The organism is Ensifer sp. Root278 (assembly GCF_001429285.1).
GTDB lineage: Bacteria > Pseudomonadota > Alphaproteobacteria > Rhizobiales > Rhizobiaceae > Ensifer.
In genome coordinates this window covers 320008-336440 of sequence record NZ_LMJJ01000043.1, presented here as the reverse complement: position 1 = coordinate 336440, position 16433 = coordinate 320008, and the positions used below count along the sequence as shown (strand labels likewise).

Genomic DNA, 16433 nt, shown 5'->3' with positions numbered 1-16433 from the left:
TTGATCAGGTGCATTTTCGGCTGACGACGAAAAACAGCGTGACGATGACGACCGACAGCAGCAGGAAGGCCGTCGAAATCGCATTCATTTCAGGCGTGATGCCGCGGCGGATCTGGCCGAGCATGTAGGTGGGCAGCGTGTCCTGGCCGCCGGACTTCACGAATTCGGTGATGACGACGTCGTCGAGCGAGAGCACGAAGGCGAGCATGAAGGCGCCGAGGATGCCCGGCCAGAGCAGGGGCAGCGTCACCCGGCGGAACGTGTAGAGCGGCTTGGCGTAGAGATCGGCCGCCGCCCGCTCGAGGCTCAGATCCATGTTCTCGAGCCGGGCACGGATCGGCAGATAGGCAAAGGGGATGCAGAACGCCGTATGTGCGGCGATCAGGTAGCCGAGCCCGGAATAGCCGGTGACGGCCTTCAGTTGCGCGACGATGATGAGCAACGCAACCGCCGTGACGATTTCCGGAACCATCAGAGGCTGGTTGATGAAGGCATAGATGAAGGTCTGACCCCGGTAGCGCCGCGTCCGCGTCGTCGCCAGCGCCGCCATGGTGGCGAAGACGGTGGCCAAAGTCGCCGCGACAGTCGCGATCTGGAAGGAGCGGACCGACGCGTCGATGACGTCGCTGTTCGTCAGGGCGACCTCAAACCAGTGCAGCGAGAAGCCACCCCAGGCCGCCACCGAAGGCGCGCTGTTGAAGGCGTAGACCACCAAGGTGACGACCGGCAGGTAGAGCAGCGCAAAGCAGGCGATTGCAATGGCCGTGAAGCCGGGCTGATGGCGGACGGAAAAGCCCTTACGCATGGCGTTCATCCTTCGCCGAGTTATTGCGCACGTAGACGAGCAGCGCCGCCATCACGATGATCATCACGGTAATCGAAAGCGCCGAGCCGAGCGGCCAGTTCCGCCCCTGGCCGAACTGCAGTTCGATCAGGTTGGAGAACATCATGTTCTTGCCGCCGCCGAGAACGCTCGGCGAAACGAAGGCGCCGATCGCCGGGATGAAGACGAGGATCGAGCCGGCGATGATGCCCGGCTTGGCGAGCGGCAGGATGATCTTGCGCAACACGCGCCAGCGTGTGGCGTAGAGATCGTAGCCCGCTTCGACCAGGCGGAAATCGAGCCGCTCGAGGCTGGCATAGATCGGCAGCACCATCAGCGGCAGGTAGACATAGACCATGCCGATCAGGATGGCCGTGTCGGTGAAGAGGATCTGGATGGGTTCCTGGATCATGCCGAGCTTGATCAGAGCCGTATTCAGGATGCCTTCGTTGCGGATGATCTGCAGGATCGCGAGCGTCCGGATCAGAAGGTTGGTCCAGAACGGAATGGTGATCAGGAACTGCCAGAGATCGCGGCTTCGCTCGTTGCGCGTCGCCATGAAATAGGCGGTCGGAAAGCCGAAGAAGAGCGTTGCCACCGTCGTGATCAAGGCGAGCTTCACCGAGCGCCAGAAGATATCGACATGGGCGGTCGCGAGCGACAACGTGTCATCGAAGATGTCGCGCTCGAAGAACACGCCGATCCAGGCGTCGGGTGAGAACTGCCATTTGACGTCGCCGTAATCGCCCGGCGTCAGGAACGAATAGGCGAGCACGATGAACAGCGGGCCGATGGCCGCGAGAAAGATCGTCAGCAATGCGGGCGAGGCAAGAAGCCAGCGTCTGCGCGCGTCGACGGCTTCCAGTTTCGTCGTGAGATCGTTGGCGCTGGTCATGGGTCTCAAGCCCTCACGACCTGTGCTGCTCCCTCGGCAATCGCCACGGCCACCGCTTGGCCCGCCTCGACAGCGCTGCCTGAAACGGAACCGTTCTGTTGCCGCACCGTAAAGGCTTCTCCACCACTCAGGCGCAGATGGAGATGCGTATCGGTGCCGAAATAAACGACCTTCTCGACTATGCCCCTAAGATCACCTGAGCCTTCGACGACGCTGGCGTGCTCGGGCCGGACGATGAAGGTCACGTCGCCGGATGCCGGCGCGTCCGACGCAGCGTTGACGACGACCGATTGGCCGGATTTCAACGTAATCTTTGCCTTACCGTTGGCGACACCGTGAAGCGCTCCGGTGAGGAAGTTCGTCTCGCCGATGAAGCTTGCGACGAAGCGATCCGCCGGCCTGTTGTAGATCTCGCGCGGGGTGCCGATCTGCAGGATGCGACCGGCCGACATCACCGCGATGCGATCGGACATGGTCAGCGCCTCCTCCTGGTCGTGGGTGACAAAGATGAAGGTGATGCCGGTCTCGTACTGCAACCGCTTCAACTCGGACTGCATCTCCTTGCGCAGCTTGTAGTCCAGCGCCGATAGCGGCTCGTCGAGCAGCAGCACCTTCGGCTGCGGCGCCAGCGCCCTTGCCAGCGCGACACGCTGCTGCTGGCCGCCCGACATCTGGTTTGTGCGGCGCCCGGCCAGATGCTCCAGTTGCACGAGCCGCAGCATTTCCGCCACCCGCGCCTTGACCTCGGTGCGGGGCTTGCCGAGCGCTTCCAGGCCGAAAGCCACGTTCTCGGCCACCGTCATATGCGGAAACAGCGCATAGTTCTGGAAGACGGTGTTTACCGGCCGCTGGAATGGCGGCAGGCTGGTGATATCCGAACCATTGAGCAGGATTTCGCCGCTCGTCGGATAGTCGAAACCGGCGATCATGCGCAGCAGCGTCGTCTTGCCGCAGCCGGATGGACCGAGAAGCGTGAAGAACTCGTTTTCCCGAACCGAGACGGTTGCGTTGTCGAGCGCGACGAAGGCGCTCTCCCCCGCCCCGTAGGCTTTGCGTACGGCGCGGATATCGACCGCACAGTCATCGGATATCGTGGTGTTTTTCATGTTTCCTCCCGACGAAGTCGAGCGCTCGCCGCAGCATGGCGATGCCGCAACCGTCCGTCCTCCGACATTTTTTTGGAACGTATAGTGTGATCTCAGATCACGCAATAGGAATTATATTTGCGAGTGCTGAATTTTGGTTGCGAAGCGAAACAAGAGACGATTTATGATTTAAAATCAATATTATGGAGCAACACGCCATAAGCACGCGACTGCGTGAAAAGATCCGTAATCGACACCGAAAGGCCCCGAAAACTCGTTTTCGTGGGAGCCGGTAATCGGATCAGAAAAGGGAGGCGGCGTGGCCGGAAGGAAGGGCAGGCTCCCTCAAAACACGGCATGGACCGGCACCGTTCATGCCAAATCGGCCGGCGCCACAGGCACCGGCCGATAGTGATCTAGATTACCGGAAGACAGGCAGTTGTCGCTTCCCGTAGGCGATCGACAATGGCAATGGGTTCCTCCGCTCGAGACTTACGGCTGGCGATAGACCTCGCTTCCGGCGAGATAGGTCGCCTCAACCTTGCGCTCCCGGATGGAACGATCGAGCGGATCCGGTAGCGTGCCGTCGATCACCACGAAATCCGCCCATTTGCCGACACTGATCGAGCCGATCTGAGCGCCCCAGGGCGTCATGTCGGCACCGGCTTGCGTGAGGCCGTGCAGCGCCTGGTCGAAGCTGACAGCCTGTTCCGGGTGCCACGGACCATCACCGAGCCCGAACGGGCTCTCGCGGAAGACGGCGTCGTTGATCTGGGTCAGAGGGCTCAAGGGCGAGGTCGGCCAGTCCGAGCCGAACACCAGCGGCACACCGGCGTCGAGCATCGAATGCCAGACATAGGCCCGCGGCTCGCGTTCGGTACCGATGCGCTCGGTGATGTATTTGCCGATCGTGCCGGTCGCATGGTTCGGCTGCATCGAGGCAACGACGCCCAGCTCCTTGAAGCGCTGGATGTCCTTGGTCTCGACGACCTCGATATGTTCGATGCGGTTCGGCTGCGGTCGCGGCACGGAGGCTTCGGCAAAGGCATCGAGCACGAGGCTGACGCCACCGTCGCCGATCGCATGCACCGCCGTCGGGAAGCCGTTTTCGTTGGAGGCCTTGATCGCGGCTGCAAGCTGCTCCTTGGTTTCGAACGGCTTGCCCTTCCAGCCGTGCTGGTCGGAATAGTCCTCATGCATGTAGGCGGTACGCGTCGAGAGCACGCCGTCGATCACCGACTTGGTGTAACCGAGCTTGAGCATCGGCCCCTTCTTCTCCTGCTCGCCGGAATCCGCGGCGACCTTGTCGACCTCGTCGCGATCCTTCACGGCGGCGGCGATCTTCTTCGGGTCACCCTCGAAGAAGCCGTACCAGACGCGAAGCGGCATCTTCTTTTCGGCGAGGATCGCGGCATAGTCGTGCACGGCGGCGAGATCGGACATGTCGTTGACGCCGGTGATGCCGAGGCTGTTGGCAAATTTCATCGTCTGCAGCAGGGCCCCGCGCCGTTCCGCATCGGCGACCGCCGGCCGATGTTTCTCGACGAGGTCGCCAGCGCTCTCGAGCAGAATGCCGCTCGGCTCGCCCTTGTCGTTGAGCACGACTTCGCCGCCCTCCTCGACCTTGGACGTCGCGGTCACGCCGCCCACTTCGAGCGCCTTGGAATTGACCCAGTAGGAATGGAAATCGATGTCGCGCAGGATGACGACGCGATCCGGCACCACGGCATCGAGATCCTCCTTGGTCGGTAGCTTGCCTTCGCCGAGCGTGTAATCCCAACCGCCGCCCATCAGCCAGACGCCCTTGGGCAGGCGCGCATCGGCTTCCTTGATCTTTTCGAGCCAGGTCTTCTTGTCCGGAATGTAGGAGAGATCGACACCGGTCACCATGTCCATGCCGGACGTGAGATGCGTATGGCCGTCGATGAAGCCCGGGGTGACGGTCTTGCCGCCGGCGTCAATCACCTTTGTTTCGGCGTCGGCCAGCCCCTTGATCTCGTCATTGCTGCCGATCGCAGTGAACTTGCCGTTCTCGACCGCGAAGGCCTGAGCGTTGGGCGTACTCTGATCGACCGTGCGCACGTCGCCGTTCAGCACGATCAGATCCGGCGCCGCCCAAACCGGCTGCGCTGCGCAAACCATGATCGCCAGGACCGAGGTCGCGCTCAGCGCCCGGGTTACTGCTGCCAATGTCATGAAATTCTCCTCCCGCGACTGCATCCCTCCACCCCCGGCGAGCCGCGCGACACCGGCGTTGAATGGATGATGCTGCAAGTCGGGAAGGCAGCGATATACTCCCTCGGGCTAGGTTTGCCGTTCGTCCATCTCCGCCCGATAGGTTTCGGCATCGAATTGTTCGTTGACGTCGGGCCGACCGCCTGGTGTCAGGTCGAGCAGGGTCCACATCGGTTCGACAGTGCCGAGATGCCGCGGATCCTGCCCGGGATCGGCTGGCTCGAACAACAGTTCGGAAGCCCAACTCAGACTGATCAGCCCGTCGTCATCCTTGTGGAATATGGTCAGGATCGGCACCTGCTGCCCATCCTCGCTCTCACCGTGATAGTCGCGCTTGAAGCTGTTGTTGGCGGCCGAAAGCAGCTTCAAATCCCGCCAGCCGCGGTCGGCAGCGAAGGCGGAAACCCTTTCGATCGGCGCCTTCGCGACGGCGGCGATGTTGACGCCGAAGCCTTCGACATGCCGCACAGCGCCCTCCCAATTGTCGAGCAGGGCGGTACAGGAGGGGCACGGCCCATCCTCCAGAGCACAACCTGCGATCGGGCCGCTCCGCGGTCCGGCGCGCCTATCGGAGCGATGGCGCGGAAACATGTAGTGATAGAGGATCAGGGTGTTGGTGCCCGGTCGAAACAGCTCGGAGAGCCGAACCTTGGCCGCAGAGCCCGTCTCATCAATATGGTCGAATTCATAATCCTCAAGGACATGCCCGCCCGGCGGGAGTGCACGGATTTCCGCGGCGACGCTTTCCATTTCGCGCCTGAGTGCTGCCTCCCGTTGCAACAACCTGTTGCGCGCATCGCGGTAGCTGGGGCTTTCGTTCGGAAAGGTCACGCTCATGGATACCTCCATCAAAGCGGATGCGCAGGCATCATAACATAGTCCGTTGCGCGCCGGGTCGCACCTGACGTGAGTCACCCACTCCGAGCGCACCTTGCGAAGAGGCACACGATCGCTCCTACGGCGCTGCAGGCGCCGATCGTTTGACCACGCTCTTTTCGAAAACGACATCGCCCGTGGGCGATACGTTGAAGCGATAGGCCTCGTTCATGAACCTCTTGCCGGAATGGGTAAAGGCGAGAACCCGCTCGCCGTCGGTCCGCACATGCGAAATCCCGAAATTCGTGCGCTCGAACGCGAAGACTTTCTTGCTGGCGTCAGTCGGATCCTGCACGTAAACCAGCGTTTTGAAGAATGCGGCCAGCTCCGTGCAGAAAATGATCGCCGGCGTGGTGCGCGCAGCTTTCCCAAGCGCCGCCATCAGCGTTGCGCGAGGGTGGATGTATTCCTTGGCTTCACTCTCATCTCCCGATGAAATCAGCGAAACGACGGCGCCGATTTCCTTGAGAAATTCCATGTCGAAATCGGCAGAGCCATGATGAGGCGCCTTGAGGATTTCCGATCGCAGGGCGGCCGACGGCAAGGCCTCGCGCAAGCGCTGGCTTGCTTCCTGGTTCATGTCCCCGGTGAACATGAACCGCACATTGCCGAACCGCAGCCGAAAATTGATGGAGTGGCCGTTGATCGTGTGCGACGCAGAATAGGCGCCCTGGCCGCTCGCCGCCACAGTGCCGAGCATCAAGTTGGCGTCGTCGGGCGGCGACCGCAGAAAGCGCAACGCAGGCTGGCCGCCGACAGTCTCGACGATTGGCCCGAGAATATCGACGGCGATCGACTCATCCTGAAGAAAGTCGAAGGCGCCGGCGGAAAGGTGGTCGATCCGTCGACGCTCGATGCCGTTGCCGGTAACCGTCTGAACCCGCCCCTCCCAGGCGGCAAGCGTGTCGACCCATTTGTTGAAGGGACGATTCCTCTCTTCGCGCGGCACGGCCGCCTGGTCGTCGACGAGGCCGACGATGAATACACGCTCGTCCACCGCTACGGTCTGCCCGAGCAGCTCAGTATCCTTGCGCCGTTTCTGATTGCCGTCTTCGCTCGGCCGTTTGACGATACCGTTGTGATAAACCCGCCTCGGCGCGATGAAGATCCGCTTGCTCGGGCGGCTGTCGGCCTCCGACTTACGCAGTTCCACCAACCCCTCGAAATGGTCGGCATCCCCATGGGTGATCAGGATCAGATCGACCACCAGTGGATCGGTGTCGCTCGTATTCGGGAAGCGGGCGTTGGCGTGACGGGCAAAGAGCTGGTTGTCACCGCCATCGATGAAAATCACCTTGCCTTCAGGGGTCTCCAGAATGAGACCATCGCCCTGTTGCACGTCCACCATCGACAGCCGCAGCAAGCCCGTGTCGCGCAGCCTGGTCTCGGCCCGGATGAAGCCTTCGTCGATTTTTCCGCGTGCGCCGAGGATTTCGACACGCATACGACTGCCTTCGGTCGAGAGCACGTTGCAGCGGTCGCCCCAGTAATACTGCCCTTGACTGCCATCGGCACGGCGGAGATTTACGACGTCATCATCAAGATATCGCATGAGCGCCCCCGTCATTGGACAGGGACAGCTTATGGTAGCATTTTGTCATATTCAATCGACAACTCGATCGGTTTCGCGCCAAATCCGGTGGTCGAAGGTCGCCATAACTGGCTGCCCGATTTCACCGCAACCGACCCCCTCCGACGATCATGTCCTGTCGCCGGCATTAAAGACGGGAGGTGAGGGAAGCTTCCGGCTGGCGCCCTGGCTTCCCTGGGGTGAGGCCGATCTAGCTCAGCTAAAGAGCGCCTTCAGTCGCGGCCAGAGGCCGATGGCCGAGCGAACCCGCCGGGCGGCATAGGCAGCACGTACCGAGCTGCCGAAATTGCAATCGCAGACGATGTCGTGCAGTTGGTGGTCCGATATTTCAAAGAACCGTTTTGCTTCGCCGTAGCTGTCATCGGCAAGGCCCACGAGCCGCAATTGCGGATCCTCGAATGCGACGGTCATGGGGGAACCGTTGACCTGCATGGCTTGCCGAACGGCAGCGGTCGCACGTTCGGTACCGGAAAGCGTGCCCAGCCGGCGATCGGGATTGCTTTCCAAGAGTTCGGCCCAACGTTGGAGCCGTTCCGTTCTCGTCATGACGGGAGCGGGACGGATTTCGGCGAGCGCTTGCAATTGTTCAATCGATTGATGCTTCATAGTCGTCTCTCCTGGTCCGAAGATGCGACCTCGGTGTGCGCCCCTCCACACGCAGGTCGCCGCTTCACCAACTCGCCAGCGGGAACCACAGTTCCCTTGCCAATAAAAAAAATATCGTCGACGCGTACCTCCGCGCGAAGCGCGGCTTTGCCCCCAACTTTCGCTGGCAAAAGTGCCCGAATTCTTCGCCCTCACCCGGCGAAACTACGCGCGGCAGGTGCCGAAAACAGCGGGCGCTCGTTTTCAATATCCGTCCCCCTCAGCAGCGGGTATTCTTTCCTTCAACCGATCGGGAACGATTTTGCCGGATCCGCATCAAACGGTGGTTTGGAGGTGGATGATGAAGGATGTTCTCTTGCAAACAACACCGCTCGCGCTCGACCCCGATCATTTGACGGACCACGATCTCGCCCAGGGTGCGCTCGCCAATGATCCCGAAGCGTTCCGCACCATCATGCGCCGGTATAATCAGCGGCTCTTCCGCATCGCACGCGCCGTGGTGCGCAACGACAGCGTCGCCGAGGATGTGGTGCAGGAGGCCTATCTTCGCGCCTTCGAACACTTGGAAACGTTTCGCGGCGACGCCAGCCTCGCCACCTGGCTTCATCGCGTGGTGCTCAATGAGGCGCTCGGACGTCTGCGAAAGTCGTCCACCCGACGAGAAGTTCCGCTGGCAACCGAGCAGGCGAGCGCCGACATCGTGCCTTTTCCCAATGCGGCAAGCTCGGAGGATCCGGAGCGAGCCCTTGCCCAACGGCAGATTCTGCGCCTGGTGGAAGAGGCGACGGACGCTTTGCCGGAAGCGTTTCGCCTGATCTTCACCGCGCGCGTCATTGAAGCCATGAGCGTCGAGGAAACCGCCGCCCTGCTTGGCATCAAGCCGGAGACGGTCAGAAGCCGCCTGCACCGCGCCCGCCAGCTCCTGCGCCAGCATATCGACCGCAAGATCGGACCCGTTCTGATGAATGCGTTCCCCTTTGCCGGTCGCCGCTGCGAACGGCTGACGGCGGCCGTCATGAGCCGGCTCGGGTTCGTCGGGTGAAATTTTCGGGAACCTTCGTCCGTGGCGCGCATCCAATGGGTGTCATCCACAGAGACCGGCGGCAACGCTCCGCCGGAGAGGAGTTCCCGATGTATGCCCGCCTGACCTCCGCCCTCGCCCTCGCCTGCCTCATCAGTGGCGCCAGCCTTGCGGCGGGCAGCGGGATCACCGATCCCCAGATCGCCCATATTGCCTACACCGCCGGCGTCATCGACATCGAGGCGGCCAAGCAGGCTCTCAAGATTTCCAAGGACAAGGACGTCATCGCCTTCGCCAACGACATGCTGCGTGACCACGAGGCTGTGAACAAACAGGCCCTCGATCTCGTCAAGAAGCTCAACGTGAAGCCCGAGGACAACGACACCAGCCGCGCGCTGACGAAGGCCGCCACGCAAGAGCGCGAAAAGCTGGCGAAACTGAGCGGCACCGACTTCGACAAGGCCTATGTTGCCAACGAGGTTGCCTACCACAAGCAGGTCAACGGCGCGCTCGAAACCCTGCTGATCCCGTCAGCGAAGAACGCCGAACTCAAGGATCTGCTGGAGACCGGCCTCAAGCTGTTTCAGGGCCACCAGCAACATGCCGAGCATGTCGCTGCCATGATGAAGTAGGTTGCGCCGTGATCTCGAAACTGAGCCTTGGTGCTCTTTGCGGTCTGGTCCTGATTCTGGCCGGACCGCCGGTGCGGGCCGAAACCATCCGGGTCACGGTCGAAAAGCTCGTCTTTTCGCCCGCCGAGATCAGCGCTGTCGTCGGCGACGTGATCGAATGGCAGAACAAGGACGTCATGGCGCACACGGCAACGGCCAAGGACGGTTTCGACGTGGTGATCCCACCCGGAAAAACGGCGACGCTCACCGTCACCAGGGCCGGCACTTTCGACTATTACTGCCGCTTTCACCCGAACATGAAGGCGCGCCTGCAAGTGCGGTGAAAGCGGAAGACCGCTCTTTTACGGTTGGGATGAGGGGCCCCCACTCCCGACCACGACGGCGGCGCAACATCATCAGAGCGCGTCGCCGTTCACGGTGAAGTCACCGAACGCCGTCTGTATCCAAAGCCGGAATCATGCGATGAAGCCGTCGGTTTCATTCGACAGGCGGCACGAGCATGAAGAAGATCGGTTTTCTTTCCTTCGGACACTGGACACCTTCGCCCCAGTCGCAGACGCGATCCGCGGCCGACGCATTGCTGCAGTCGATCGATCTCGCCGTCGCGGCCGAGGAACTGGGCGCTGACGGCGCCTATTTCCGCGTCCATCACTTCGCCCGCCAACTCGCCTCGCCGTTCCCGCTGCTGGCGGCGGTCGGCGCCAAGACCAGCCGGATCGAGATCGGCACCGCCGTCATCGACATGCGCTACGAAAACCCGCTCTACATGGCCGAGGATGCGGGTGCCGCCGACCTCATCGCCGGCGGACGCCTGCAGCTTGGCATCAGCCGCGGCTCGCCGGAACAGGTAATCGACGGCTGGCGCCACTTCGGCTACCAGCCGGCCGAAGGCGAAACCGAAAGCGACATGGCAAGACGGCATGCAGAGGTTCTGCTCGACGTCCTGCGCGGCGAAGGTTTCGCTGCGCCCAACCCGCGGCCGATGTTCCCCAATCCTCCCGGCCTGCTGCGCGTCGAACCACACTCCGCAGGGCTTAGGGAGCGCATCTGGTGGGGCGCCAGCTCAAACGCCACCGCTGTCTGGGCTGCGAAACTCGGCATGAACCTGCAGAGCTCGACGCTGAAGGACGATGAGACCGGCCTGCCGTTCCATGTCCAGCAGGCGGACCAGATTCGCGCCTACCGGGAAGCGTGGAAGGCGGCTGGTCACACGCGCGAGCCGCGCGTTTCGGTCAGCCGCAGCATCTTCGCGCTAGTGGATGATCGCGACCGCGTCTACTTCGGCGGCGGAAACCAGCACGAGGACAAGATCGGTTTCATCGACGACAAGACGCGGGCGATCTTCGGACGCAGCTACGCCGCCGAACCGCATGTTCTCATAGAGCAATTGGCCAAGGACGAAGCGATAGCGGAAGCCGACACGCTGCTGTTGACCGTTCCGAACCAGCTCGGCGTCGACTACAACGCCCATGTGATCGAGGCGATCCTGAAGCACGTCGCACCCGCTCTCGGCTGGCGCTAGGGCCGGCAGCCCGCCTCGGCGGAAGCAGGCAGGATTGTCGCGATTGGAGCTCCGATTGCCGACGATCGAGCCCATAAGCATTCCCTCATAGACATTTCCGGCGGACGTCCTACAATTCCGTGCACCCCATTCTGCGGAAGGGCGCGATATGGCTGAAGAACGCGCTCAACGGCGTCTCGCCGCTATCGTGGCTGCCGATGTCGTCGGTTACAGCCGCCTCGTCGAACTGGACGAAGGCGGTACACTTGCGGCGTTGAAAGAACGCCGTAAGCAGATTCTCGATCCCCTTGTCCGCGAGCACAACGGCCGCATCGTCAAGACGATGGGCGATGGTGTGTTGGTGGAGTTTGCCAGTGCCGTGAATGCAGTCAGCTGTGCGATCGACATTCAGAAGGGCATGGCAACAGCCAATCAGGGCCTTGCCGACGACCGCCGAATTCTTCTGCGCGTCGGCATCAATCTCGGCGATGTCGTCGTCGAAAGCGGCGATCTCTACGGCGACGGCGTCATTGTCGCCGCGCGGCTTCAGACCATGGCTGGTCCCGGCGAAATCTACGTCTCCGGCAACATTTACGACCAGGTGCGGCGGCGCCTCTTTTGCGATTTCGACGCGCTTGGCCCCCACGCGATCAAGAACATAGTCGAGCCGGTTTCTCTTTATCGCATCAGCACGGCGACCTTGAGCCAAGGCAGCGGCGCCAGGGCCTCCTTGCCGTTGCCCATCAAGCCCTCCATCGCCGTCCTTCCCTTCACCAATATGAGCAACGAGCCGGAGCAGGAGGTCTTCGTCGACGGCTTGACCGAAGACCTGATCACCGACCTCTCCAGGGCCGGCGGGCTGTTCGTCATCGCCAGCAATTCGGTTTTCGCCTACAAGGGCCGGCATGAGGATGTGCGCCGCATCGCGCGCGAACTCGGCGTTCGCTACGTGCTGGAAGGCAGTGCCCGACGGGCGGCCGGGCGTGTTCGCATCAACGCCCAACTGATCGACGCCTTGCAGGGCGATCACCTGTGGGCGGAGAGGTTTGATCGCAGCCTGGAGGATATGTTCGCCGTTCAGGACGAAGTGACGAGCAGGATCGTCGAGGCCCTGGTCGGGCGCCTAACTGACGCACCGGCCCGGAACCGCCCATCGAACCTGAAAGCCTATGACTATTGCGTCCGGGCGCGCACGCTCGGTCTGCAGACCGCTGGGGCAGCCAGAGAGGCGATCTTTCTTCTCGAGCGGGCGCTCGCATTCGATCAGGACTATGCTGAGGCGCACCGGCTCCTGGCACTGAACCTCTGGCTGAGCTGGGAATTCTGGGACCAGCCGATCGTTCCCTATCGGCAACGCGCCGTCAGCGAGGCGCAGAATGCGGTAGCGCTCGACCCCAACGACGCCGGGAACCGCTGGGTCCTGGGCATCATTCTCGGTCACGAGTGCCGCTGGGAGGAATCCGACGCCGAATTCGACCTGGCGCTGACGCTTGATCCGAACCATGCCGACGCCTGGGCGATGCGCTCCGACCTTATCGTCCTTTGTGGTCGACCGGCACAAGCGATCGAACACGTTCACAAAGCGCTCCGACTCAACCCGCATCCGCCGGGCTGGTACTACTGGATGCTTGGGCAAGCGCAATACGCCATTCGCGACTACGAGGCCGCGGTCCAGACCTTGCGCCACCCGGAAACCTACCGGGCGACATCGCGCCGCCTGCTTGCTGCCAGTCTGGCGCGGCTCGGTCGCCTGGACGAGGCACGGACCGAAGCGCAATTGTTTTTGATGAACAATCCGAACTTCACGATCGGCCAATGGGCCGCATCGCAACCGTTCCGGGACGAGACGATGCGGCAGCACTTCGTGGAAGGCTACCGCCTGCTGGACCTGCCCGAATAGGCGGCCCATTCGGGAGACGCGCCAACCGACAGACGCGTGAGATCGCTATACCACGCGTCGCCTCTAAGCATTGTCGGTTGGATCCGCGGCAGCGGGCTTAAGGAACCTGTGGCGGATGCGCGACACCGAGATAGTAGTCGCCCTCGCCGCCGCTCTGATACTCACCCGTGTAGCGCTGGCGGGCGTCGCCCAATGTGCGTGCCGGCGGGCGATAGACGTAGCCTGGCGCTGGATCCATATAGATACTGCCTGTTGGCATCGGATCGACATAGACCGCCCCTGGCGCCGGCTCCACATAGACAGGCCCAGGTGCGGGCTCGAGATAATACGGACCCGTCGACATCAACCTATTCTGGGTGCCTGGCGGATTGTGCGGATCGATACCAGTATAAAAGCCGTTGGCCAGCACCGGACCAGCTGCCCCACTCAAGGCAAAGACGATTGCGGCGAATGACATCCTCTTGGAAACTCTCATAGCGTTGCTCCTGTCTCGGCTTCGCATCCGGCCCCGCGCAGGAGGCCCAGCAGGCTGCGCCTCCTGTCGGATGCTGCCCGAGAGATAAACGCCTGATCGCTGCAACCGTTCCGCCGCAGCCTCAATGCAGACCGAAGAGATTGAGCAGTTCTTCGCGGTGGCGGACAAATTCGGGCGCGCTGCGATCGCGGGGTCGCGGCAGATCGATCTCGATCAGCCTTGGTTCGCCACCCTTCTCGCGTGGCAGGATCAGGATACGGTCGGCGAGGTAGATCGCCTCCTCGAGATCATGGGTGACGAGAACGGTCGTCACATCCTCATCCCGCCAGATCCGTGCCAGTTCCTGCTGCATGCTGATCTTTGTCATGGCGTCGAGCGCGCCGAGCGGCTCGTCGAGCAGCAGGATTTCGGGCTGGACCGCCAGCGCACGAGCAATGCCGACGCGCTGCGCCATGCCGCCGGAGAGTTGCCGGGGATAGGCGCTTTCAAACTGCTGCAGGCCGACGAGCTGGACATAGCGTCGTGCCCGGTGCCTCGCCTCGCCGCGCGAGAGCCCCTGCGTCTCCAGCCCGAAGCCGACATTGTCGAGCACCGTCAGCCAAGGCAGCAACCTCGGCTCCTGGAAGATCACCGCGCGGTCGGTGCCGACGCCTTTCGTCAGCTTGCCGTCGATCAGCACCTCTCCGGCATCCGGATCCTCGAGCCCTGCCAGAACCCGCAGCAAGGTCGTCTTGCCGGAACCGCTGGCGCCGACGATCGCGAGCGTCTCACCTGAGCGGATGTTGAGGTTGATATCCCTGAGGACGGGCAATGGCGCGCCGTTCAGGCGGTAGGACTTGGAGAGATGGCGGATCGCCACCTCTCCACGACGAAGGTTCTGGGCAACGCTCATGGCCGGTCCTCAGTTGCTGGCCGATGCGCCGTCGACGGCGAAGAGCACGTCCTTTGGCGTCAGCTGGCCTTCCTTGAGCTTGCCTTCACGCACCAGAACGTCGATCCAGAACTGAAGGTCACGCTCGACGGGCAGGCCGCCCGCACGCACGCCGTAGCCACGGAAATACTGGGCGATGTCAGGATTTTCGCCACGCGCCTGCAATGCCTTTGCGAGGATTTCCTTGGTTTCCTCGGGATGCTCACGCGCGTAGTCCAGCGCACGGGCCGACTGCAGGACGAAGGTCTTGGCGGCTTCCGGATGTTCCTTGATGAAATCCCGGCGCAGCACGACGAAGCCTCCGGCAATCTCGCCGAGCACATCGGTGTCGTCGAAGATCGCACGCAGGCCACCCTTCTTGCGGGCTGCCCCTTCGAAGGTCGTCTGCCAGTAGCCGAAAGCGGAAATATCCACCTGGCCGGAGCGCAGAACCTGCTCCAGCTGCGGACCGGGGACGACAACCTGGTTGGCGGCGTCTGTCGGCAACCCGACCGAATGCAGGGCTTCGCGGATCGTATAGTCGAGATGGGCGCCCAGCGTGTTGACGGCAATGCTCTTGCCGGCGATGTCCTTGATGCTCTTGATGGGGCTGTCTTCGAGCACGTAGAAGATCGACTGCACCTCGTCATTGATGCCGTTCGAGGGATAGGCGGCGACGAAGTCGTTGCCGCTGATGATCGAATTCAGGACGGCGGACGTCGCGGCACCGCCGATCTCGACGTCGCCCGAGGCCAGCGCGATCAGCGAGGCCGGGCCGCCCGTGGCGTAGCCGACGCTCTCGATCGTGATGCCGGTGCCCTCGAAGTATCCGAGTTCCTGGGCAAGCTCGTGCGCCGACAGGCCACCCTGGCTCGCGAGATAGCGCAGCTTCACGTCATCGGCCGCGGCCGCCGGTGCGACAAGGCCGAGGGTGATTGCAGCAGACAGAAGAAGGTTGCGGGCATGGAAGGTCATATCGATATCCTTTCGAAGGAGAAATCTGGCAAAGAAACGATCAGGCGTTGGGTTGCGACCAGCGGCAGAGGTTGCGCTGGAGCAGAACGAGCAGCGCGTTGGCGGCGAGCCCGAGCAGGGCGAGCAACAGGATCGCCGCGAACATCAGCGGGATCTGGAAGTTGTATTGGGCGTTCATGACCTGGAAGCCGATGCCCTTGTTGGCGCCGATCATCTCGGCGGCGATCAACAGCAGAAGCGCCGTGGTGGCCGAGAGGCGCAGGCCTACGAAAATCGCCGGCACCGAGGCAGGCAGCACCACGCGGCGGAACACGGTGCGCGGTCCGGCACCGTAGGTTCGGGCCATCTCGATCAGCTTCTTGTCGACCTCTTTGACGCCGCCGATCGTCGAAAGCAGGACCGGAAACAGCGTCGCCCAGAAGATCACGAAAACCTTTGAGGTCTCGCCGAGGCCGAGCAGCAGGATGAAGACCGGATAGAGCGCCAGGGCCGAGGTCTGGCGAAAGAGCTGCAGGATCGGGTCGAGCGCCTGTTCGACAAGCCGTACCTGGCCCATGAACAGGCCGAGCGGGATGCCGACTACGACAGCGGCCGCAAAGGCGATGCCCGATCGCTGCAGGCTGATGGCGATATCGTCCAGTAGCGCGCCGCTGGCAAGACCGCCCCACAGCGTGGACAGGATCACATCGAGAGGCGGAAAGACCGCTGGATTGACCCAGCCAAGCGTGCTGGAAAGTTGCCAGAAGGCGAGAAACCCGAGTACGACACCATAGCGTGCGACGATCGAGCCAAGCAGGGCGCGCCAGCGGGAAACGATGGCCGGGACGGCTGTAGAGACCTGACCGTCAGCGCGGCCGAGACCAAAGCTCGCTGCAAGCGACGTGTTGACGTGTTCGTAGGACATGATC

General features: G+C 62.4%; 16 protein-coding genes. 5 read left to right on the top strand and 11 right to left on the bottom strand.

The window, feature by feature from the left end:
- Positions 1-4: 4 nt before the first annotated feature.
- The 7 genes from ASE60_RS30755 to ASE60_RS30725 form a co-directional block, all read right to left on the bottom strand.
- A complete protein-coding gene (locus ASE60_RS30755; protein ID WP_057255549.1) occupies positions 5-805 on the bottom strand; it encodes an ABC transporter permease in 801 nt (266 codons plus the stop codon).
- Entirely contained in the window at positions 798-1718 is a 921-nt protein-coding gene (locus ASE60_RS30750; RefSeq protein WP_057255385.1) for an ABC transporter permease, read from the bottom strand. Before ASE60_RS30750 ends, ASE60_RS30755 begins: the two co-directional genes overlap by 8 nt.
- Positions 1719-1723: 5 nt before the next feature.
- The gene (locus tag ASE60_RS30745) at positions 1724-2824 is read right to left on the bottom strand and encodes an ABC transporter ATP-binding protein (RefSeq protein WP_057255384.1); all 1101 of its coding nucleotides are present in this window, start codon (positions 2822-2824) and stop codon (positions 1724-1726) included.
- A gap of 471 nt (positions 2825-3295) precedes the next feature.
- The gene (locus tag ASE60_RS30740; RefSeq protein WP_057255383.1) at positions 3296-4999 is read right to left on the bottom strand and encodes an amidohydrolase; all 1704 of its coding nucleotides are present in this window, start codon (positions 4997-4999) and stop codon (positions 3296-3298) included.
- Positions 5000-5107: 108 nt separating this feature from the next.
- Positions 5108-5875 carry a DUF899 family protein gene (locus ASE60_RS30735; protein WP_057255382.1) on the bottom strand — a complete coding sequence of 256 codons (768 nt, stop codon included), beginning with the start codon at positions 5873-5875 and terminating at the stop codon, positions 5108-5110.
- Positions 5876-5993: 118 nt separating this feature from the next.
- Positions 5994-7466 carry a competence protein gene (locus ASE60_RS30730; RefSeq protein ID WP_156414752.1) on the bottom strand — a complete coding sequence of 491 codons (1473 nt, stop codon included), beginning with the start codon at positions 7464-7466 and terminating at the stop codon, positions 5994-5996.
- A 234-nt stretch (positions 7467-7700) separates the two neighbouring features.
- Positions 7701-8111: a hypothetical protein gene (locus ASE60_RS30725; protein ID WP_057255380.1), complete on the bottom strand. Its 411-nt coding sequence runs from the start codon at positions 8109-8111 to the stop codon at positions 7701-7703.
- A gap of 340 nt (positions 8112-8451) precedes the next feature.
- On the opposite strand from ASE60_RS30725, the gene ASE60_RS30720 reads away from it, so the two are divergent.
- The 5 genes from ASE60_RS30720 (at position 8452) to ASE60_RS30700 (ending at position 13165) form a co-directional block, all read left to right on the top strand.
- Positions 8452-9153 (top strand): RNA polymerase sigma factor, encoded by a 702-nt coding sequence (locus tag ASE60_RS30720; protein WP_057255379.1) that lies wholly within the window; start codon positions 8452-8454, stop codon positions 9151-9153.
- An 89-nt stretch (positions 9154-9242) separates the two neighbouring features.
- Positions 9243-9764, top strand: coding sequence for a DUF4142 domain-containing protein (locus tag ASE60_RS30715; RefSeq protein ID WP_057255378.1), 522 nt, complete (start codon positions 9243-9245; stop codon positions 9762-9764).
- A 44-nt stretch (positions 9765-9808) separates the two neighbouring features.
- On the top strand, positions 9809-10087 hold the full coding sequence (locus ASE60_RS30710; RefSeq protein WP_244495748.1) for a cupredoxin family copper-binding protein: 279 nt from the start codon (positions 9809-9811) through the stop codon (positions 10085-10087).
- 176 nt (positions 10088-10263) lie between these two features.
- Positions 10264-11286 carry an LLM class flavin-dependent oxidoreductase gene (locus ASE60_RS30705; RefSeq protein WP_057255376.1) on the top strand — a complete coding sequence of 341 codons (1023 nt, stop codon included), beginning with the start codon at positions 10264-10266 and terminating at the stop codon, positions 11284-11286.
- Positions 11287-11434: 148 nt separating this feature from the next.
- Positions 11435-13165: an adenylate/guanylate cyclase domain-containing protein gene (locus ASE60_RS30700; protein ID WP_057255375.1), complete on the top strand. Its 1731-nt coding sequence runs from the start codon at positions 11435-11437 to the stop codon at positions 13163-13165.
- 97 nt (positions 13166-13262) lie between these two features.
- Here the strand turns inward: ASE60_RS30700 and ASE60_RS30695 are convergent, their stop codons facing one another.
- The 4 genes from ASE60_RS30695 to ASE60_RS30680 form a co-directional block, all read right to left on the bottom strand.
- Complete coding sequence (locus ASE60_RS30695; protein WP_057255374.1) at positions 13263-13640, bottom strand: hypothetical protein; 378 nt, start codon at positions 13638-13640, stop codon at positions 13263-13265.
- 121 nt (positions 13641-13761) lie between these two features.
- On the bottom strand, positions 13762-14532 hold the full coding sequence (locus ASE60_RS30690) for an ABC transporter ATP-binding protein (RefSeq protein WP_057255373.1): 771 nt from the start codon (positions 14530-14532) through the stop codon (positions 13762-13764).
- Between the two features lie 9 nt (positions 14533-14541).
- On the bottom strand, positions 14542-15525 hold the full coding sequence (locus ASE60_RS30685) for an ABC transporter substrate-binding protein (RefSeq protein ID WP_057255372.1): 984 nt from the start codon (positions 15523-15525) through the stop codon (positions 14542-14544).
- A gap of 40 nt (positions 15526-15565) precedes the next feature.
- Positions 15566-16429 carry an ABC transporter permease gene (locus ASE60_RS30680; protein WP_057255371.1) on the bottom strand — a complete coding sequence of 288 codons (864 nt, stop codon included), beginning with the start codon at positions 16427-16429 and terminating at the stop codon, positions 15566-15568.
- Positions 16430-16433: the final 4 nt, after the last annotated feature.

Coding starts and splice junctions, on each gene's coding strand:
- ASE60_RS30755 (WP_057255549.1), bottom strand. CDS start 805: ATGCGTAAGGGCTTTTCCGTCCGCCATCAGCCCGGCTTCACGGCCATT.
- ASE60_RS30750 (WP_057255385.1), bottom strand. CDS start 1,718: ATGACCAGCGCCAACGATCTCACGACGAAACTGGAAGCCGTCGACGCG.
- ASE60_RS30745 (WP_057255384.1), bottom strand. CDS start 2,824: ATGAAAAACACCACGATATCCGATGACTGTGCGGTCGATATCCGCGCC.
- ASE60_RS30740 (WP_057255383.1), bottom strand. CDS start 4,999: ATGACATTGGCAGCAGTAACCCGGGCGCTGAGCGCGACCTCGGTCCTG.
- ASE60_RS30735 (WP_057255382.1), bottom strand. CDS start 5,875: ATGAGCGTGACCTTTCCGAACGAAAGCCCCAGCTACCGCGATGCGCGC.
- ASE60_RS30730 (WP_156414752.1), bottom strand. CDS start 7,466: ATGCGATATCTTGATGATGACGTCGTAAATCTCCGCCGTGCCGATGGC.
- ASE60_RS30725 (WP_057255380.1), bottom strand. CDS start 8,111: ATGAAGCATCAATCGATTGAACAATTGCAAGCGCTCGCCGAAATCCGT.
- ASE60_RS30720 (WP_057255379.1), top strand. CDS start 8,452: ATGAAGGATGTTCTCTTGCAAACAACACCGCTCGCGCTCGACCCCGAT.
- ASE60_RS30715 (WP_057255378.1), top strand. CDS start 9,243: ATGTATGCCCGCCTGACCTCCGCCCTCGCCCTCGCCTGCCTCATCAGT.
- ASE60_RS30705 (WP_057255376.1), top strand. CDS start 10,264: ATGAAGAAGATCGGTTTTCTTTCCTTCGGACACTGGACACCTTCGCCC.
- ASE60_RS30700 (WP_057255375.1), top strand. CDS start 11,435: ATGGCTGAAGAACGCGCTCAACGGCGTCTCGCCGCTATCGTGGCTGCC.
- ASE60_RS30695 (WP_057255374.1), bottom strand. CDS start 13,640: ATGAGAGTTTCCAAGAGGATGTCATTCGCCGCAATCGTCTTTGCCTTG.
- ASE60_RS30690 (WP_057255373.1), bottom strand. CDS start 14,532: ATGAGCGTTGCCCAGAACCTTCGTCGTGGAGAGGTGGCGATCCGCCAT.
- ASE60_RS30685 (WP_057255372.1), bottom strand. CDS start 15,525: ATGACCTTCCATGCCCGCAACCTTCTTCTGTCTGCTGCAATCACCCTC.
- ASE60_RS30680 (WP_057255371.1), bottom strand. CDS start 16,429: ATGTCCTACGAACACGTCAACACGTCGCTTGCAGCGAGCTTTGGTCTC.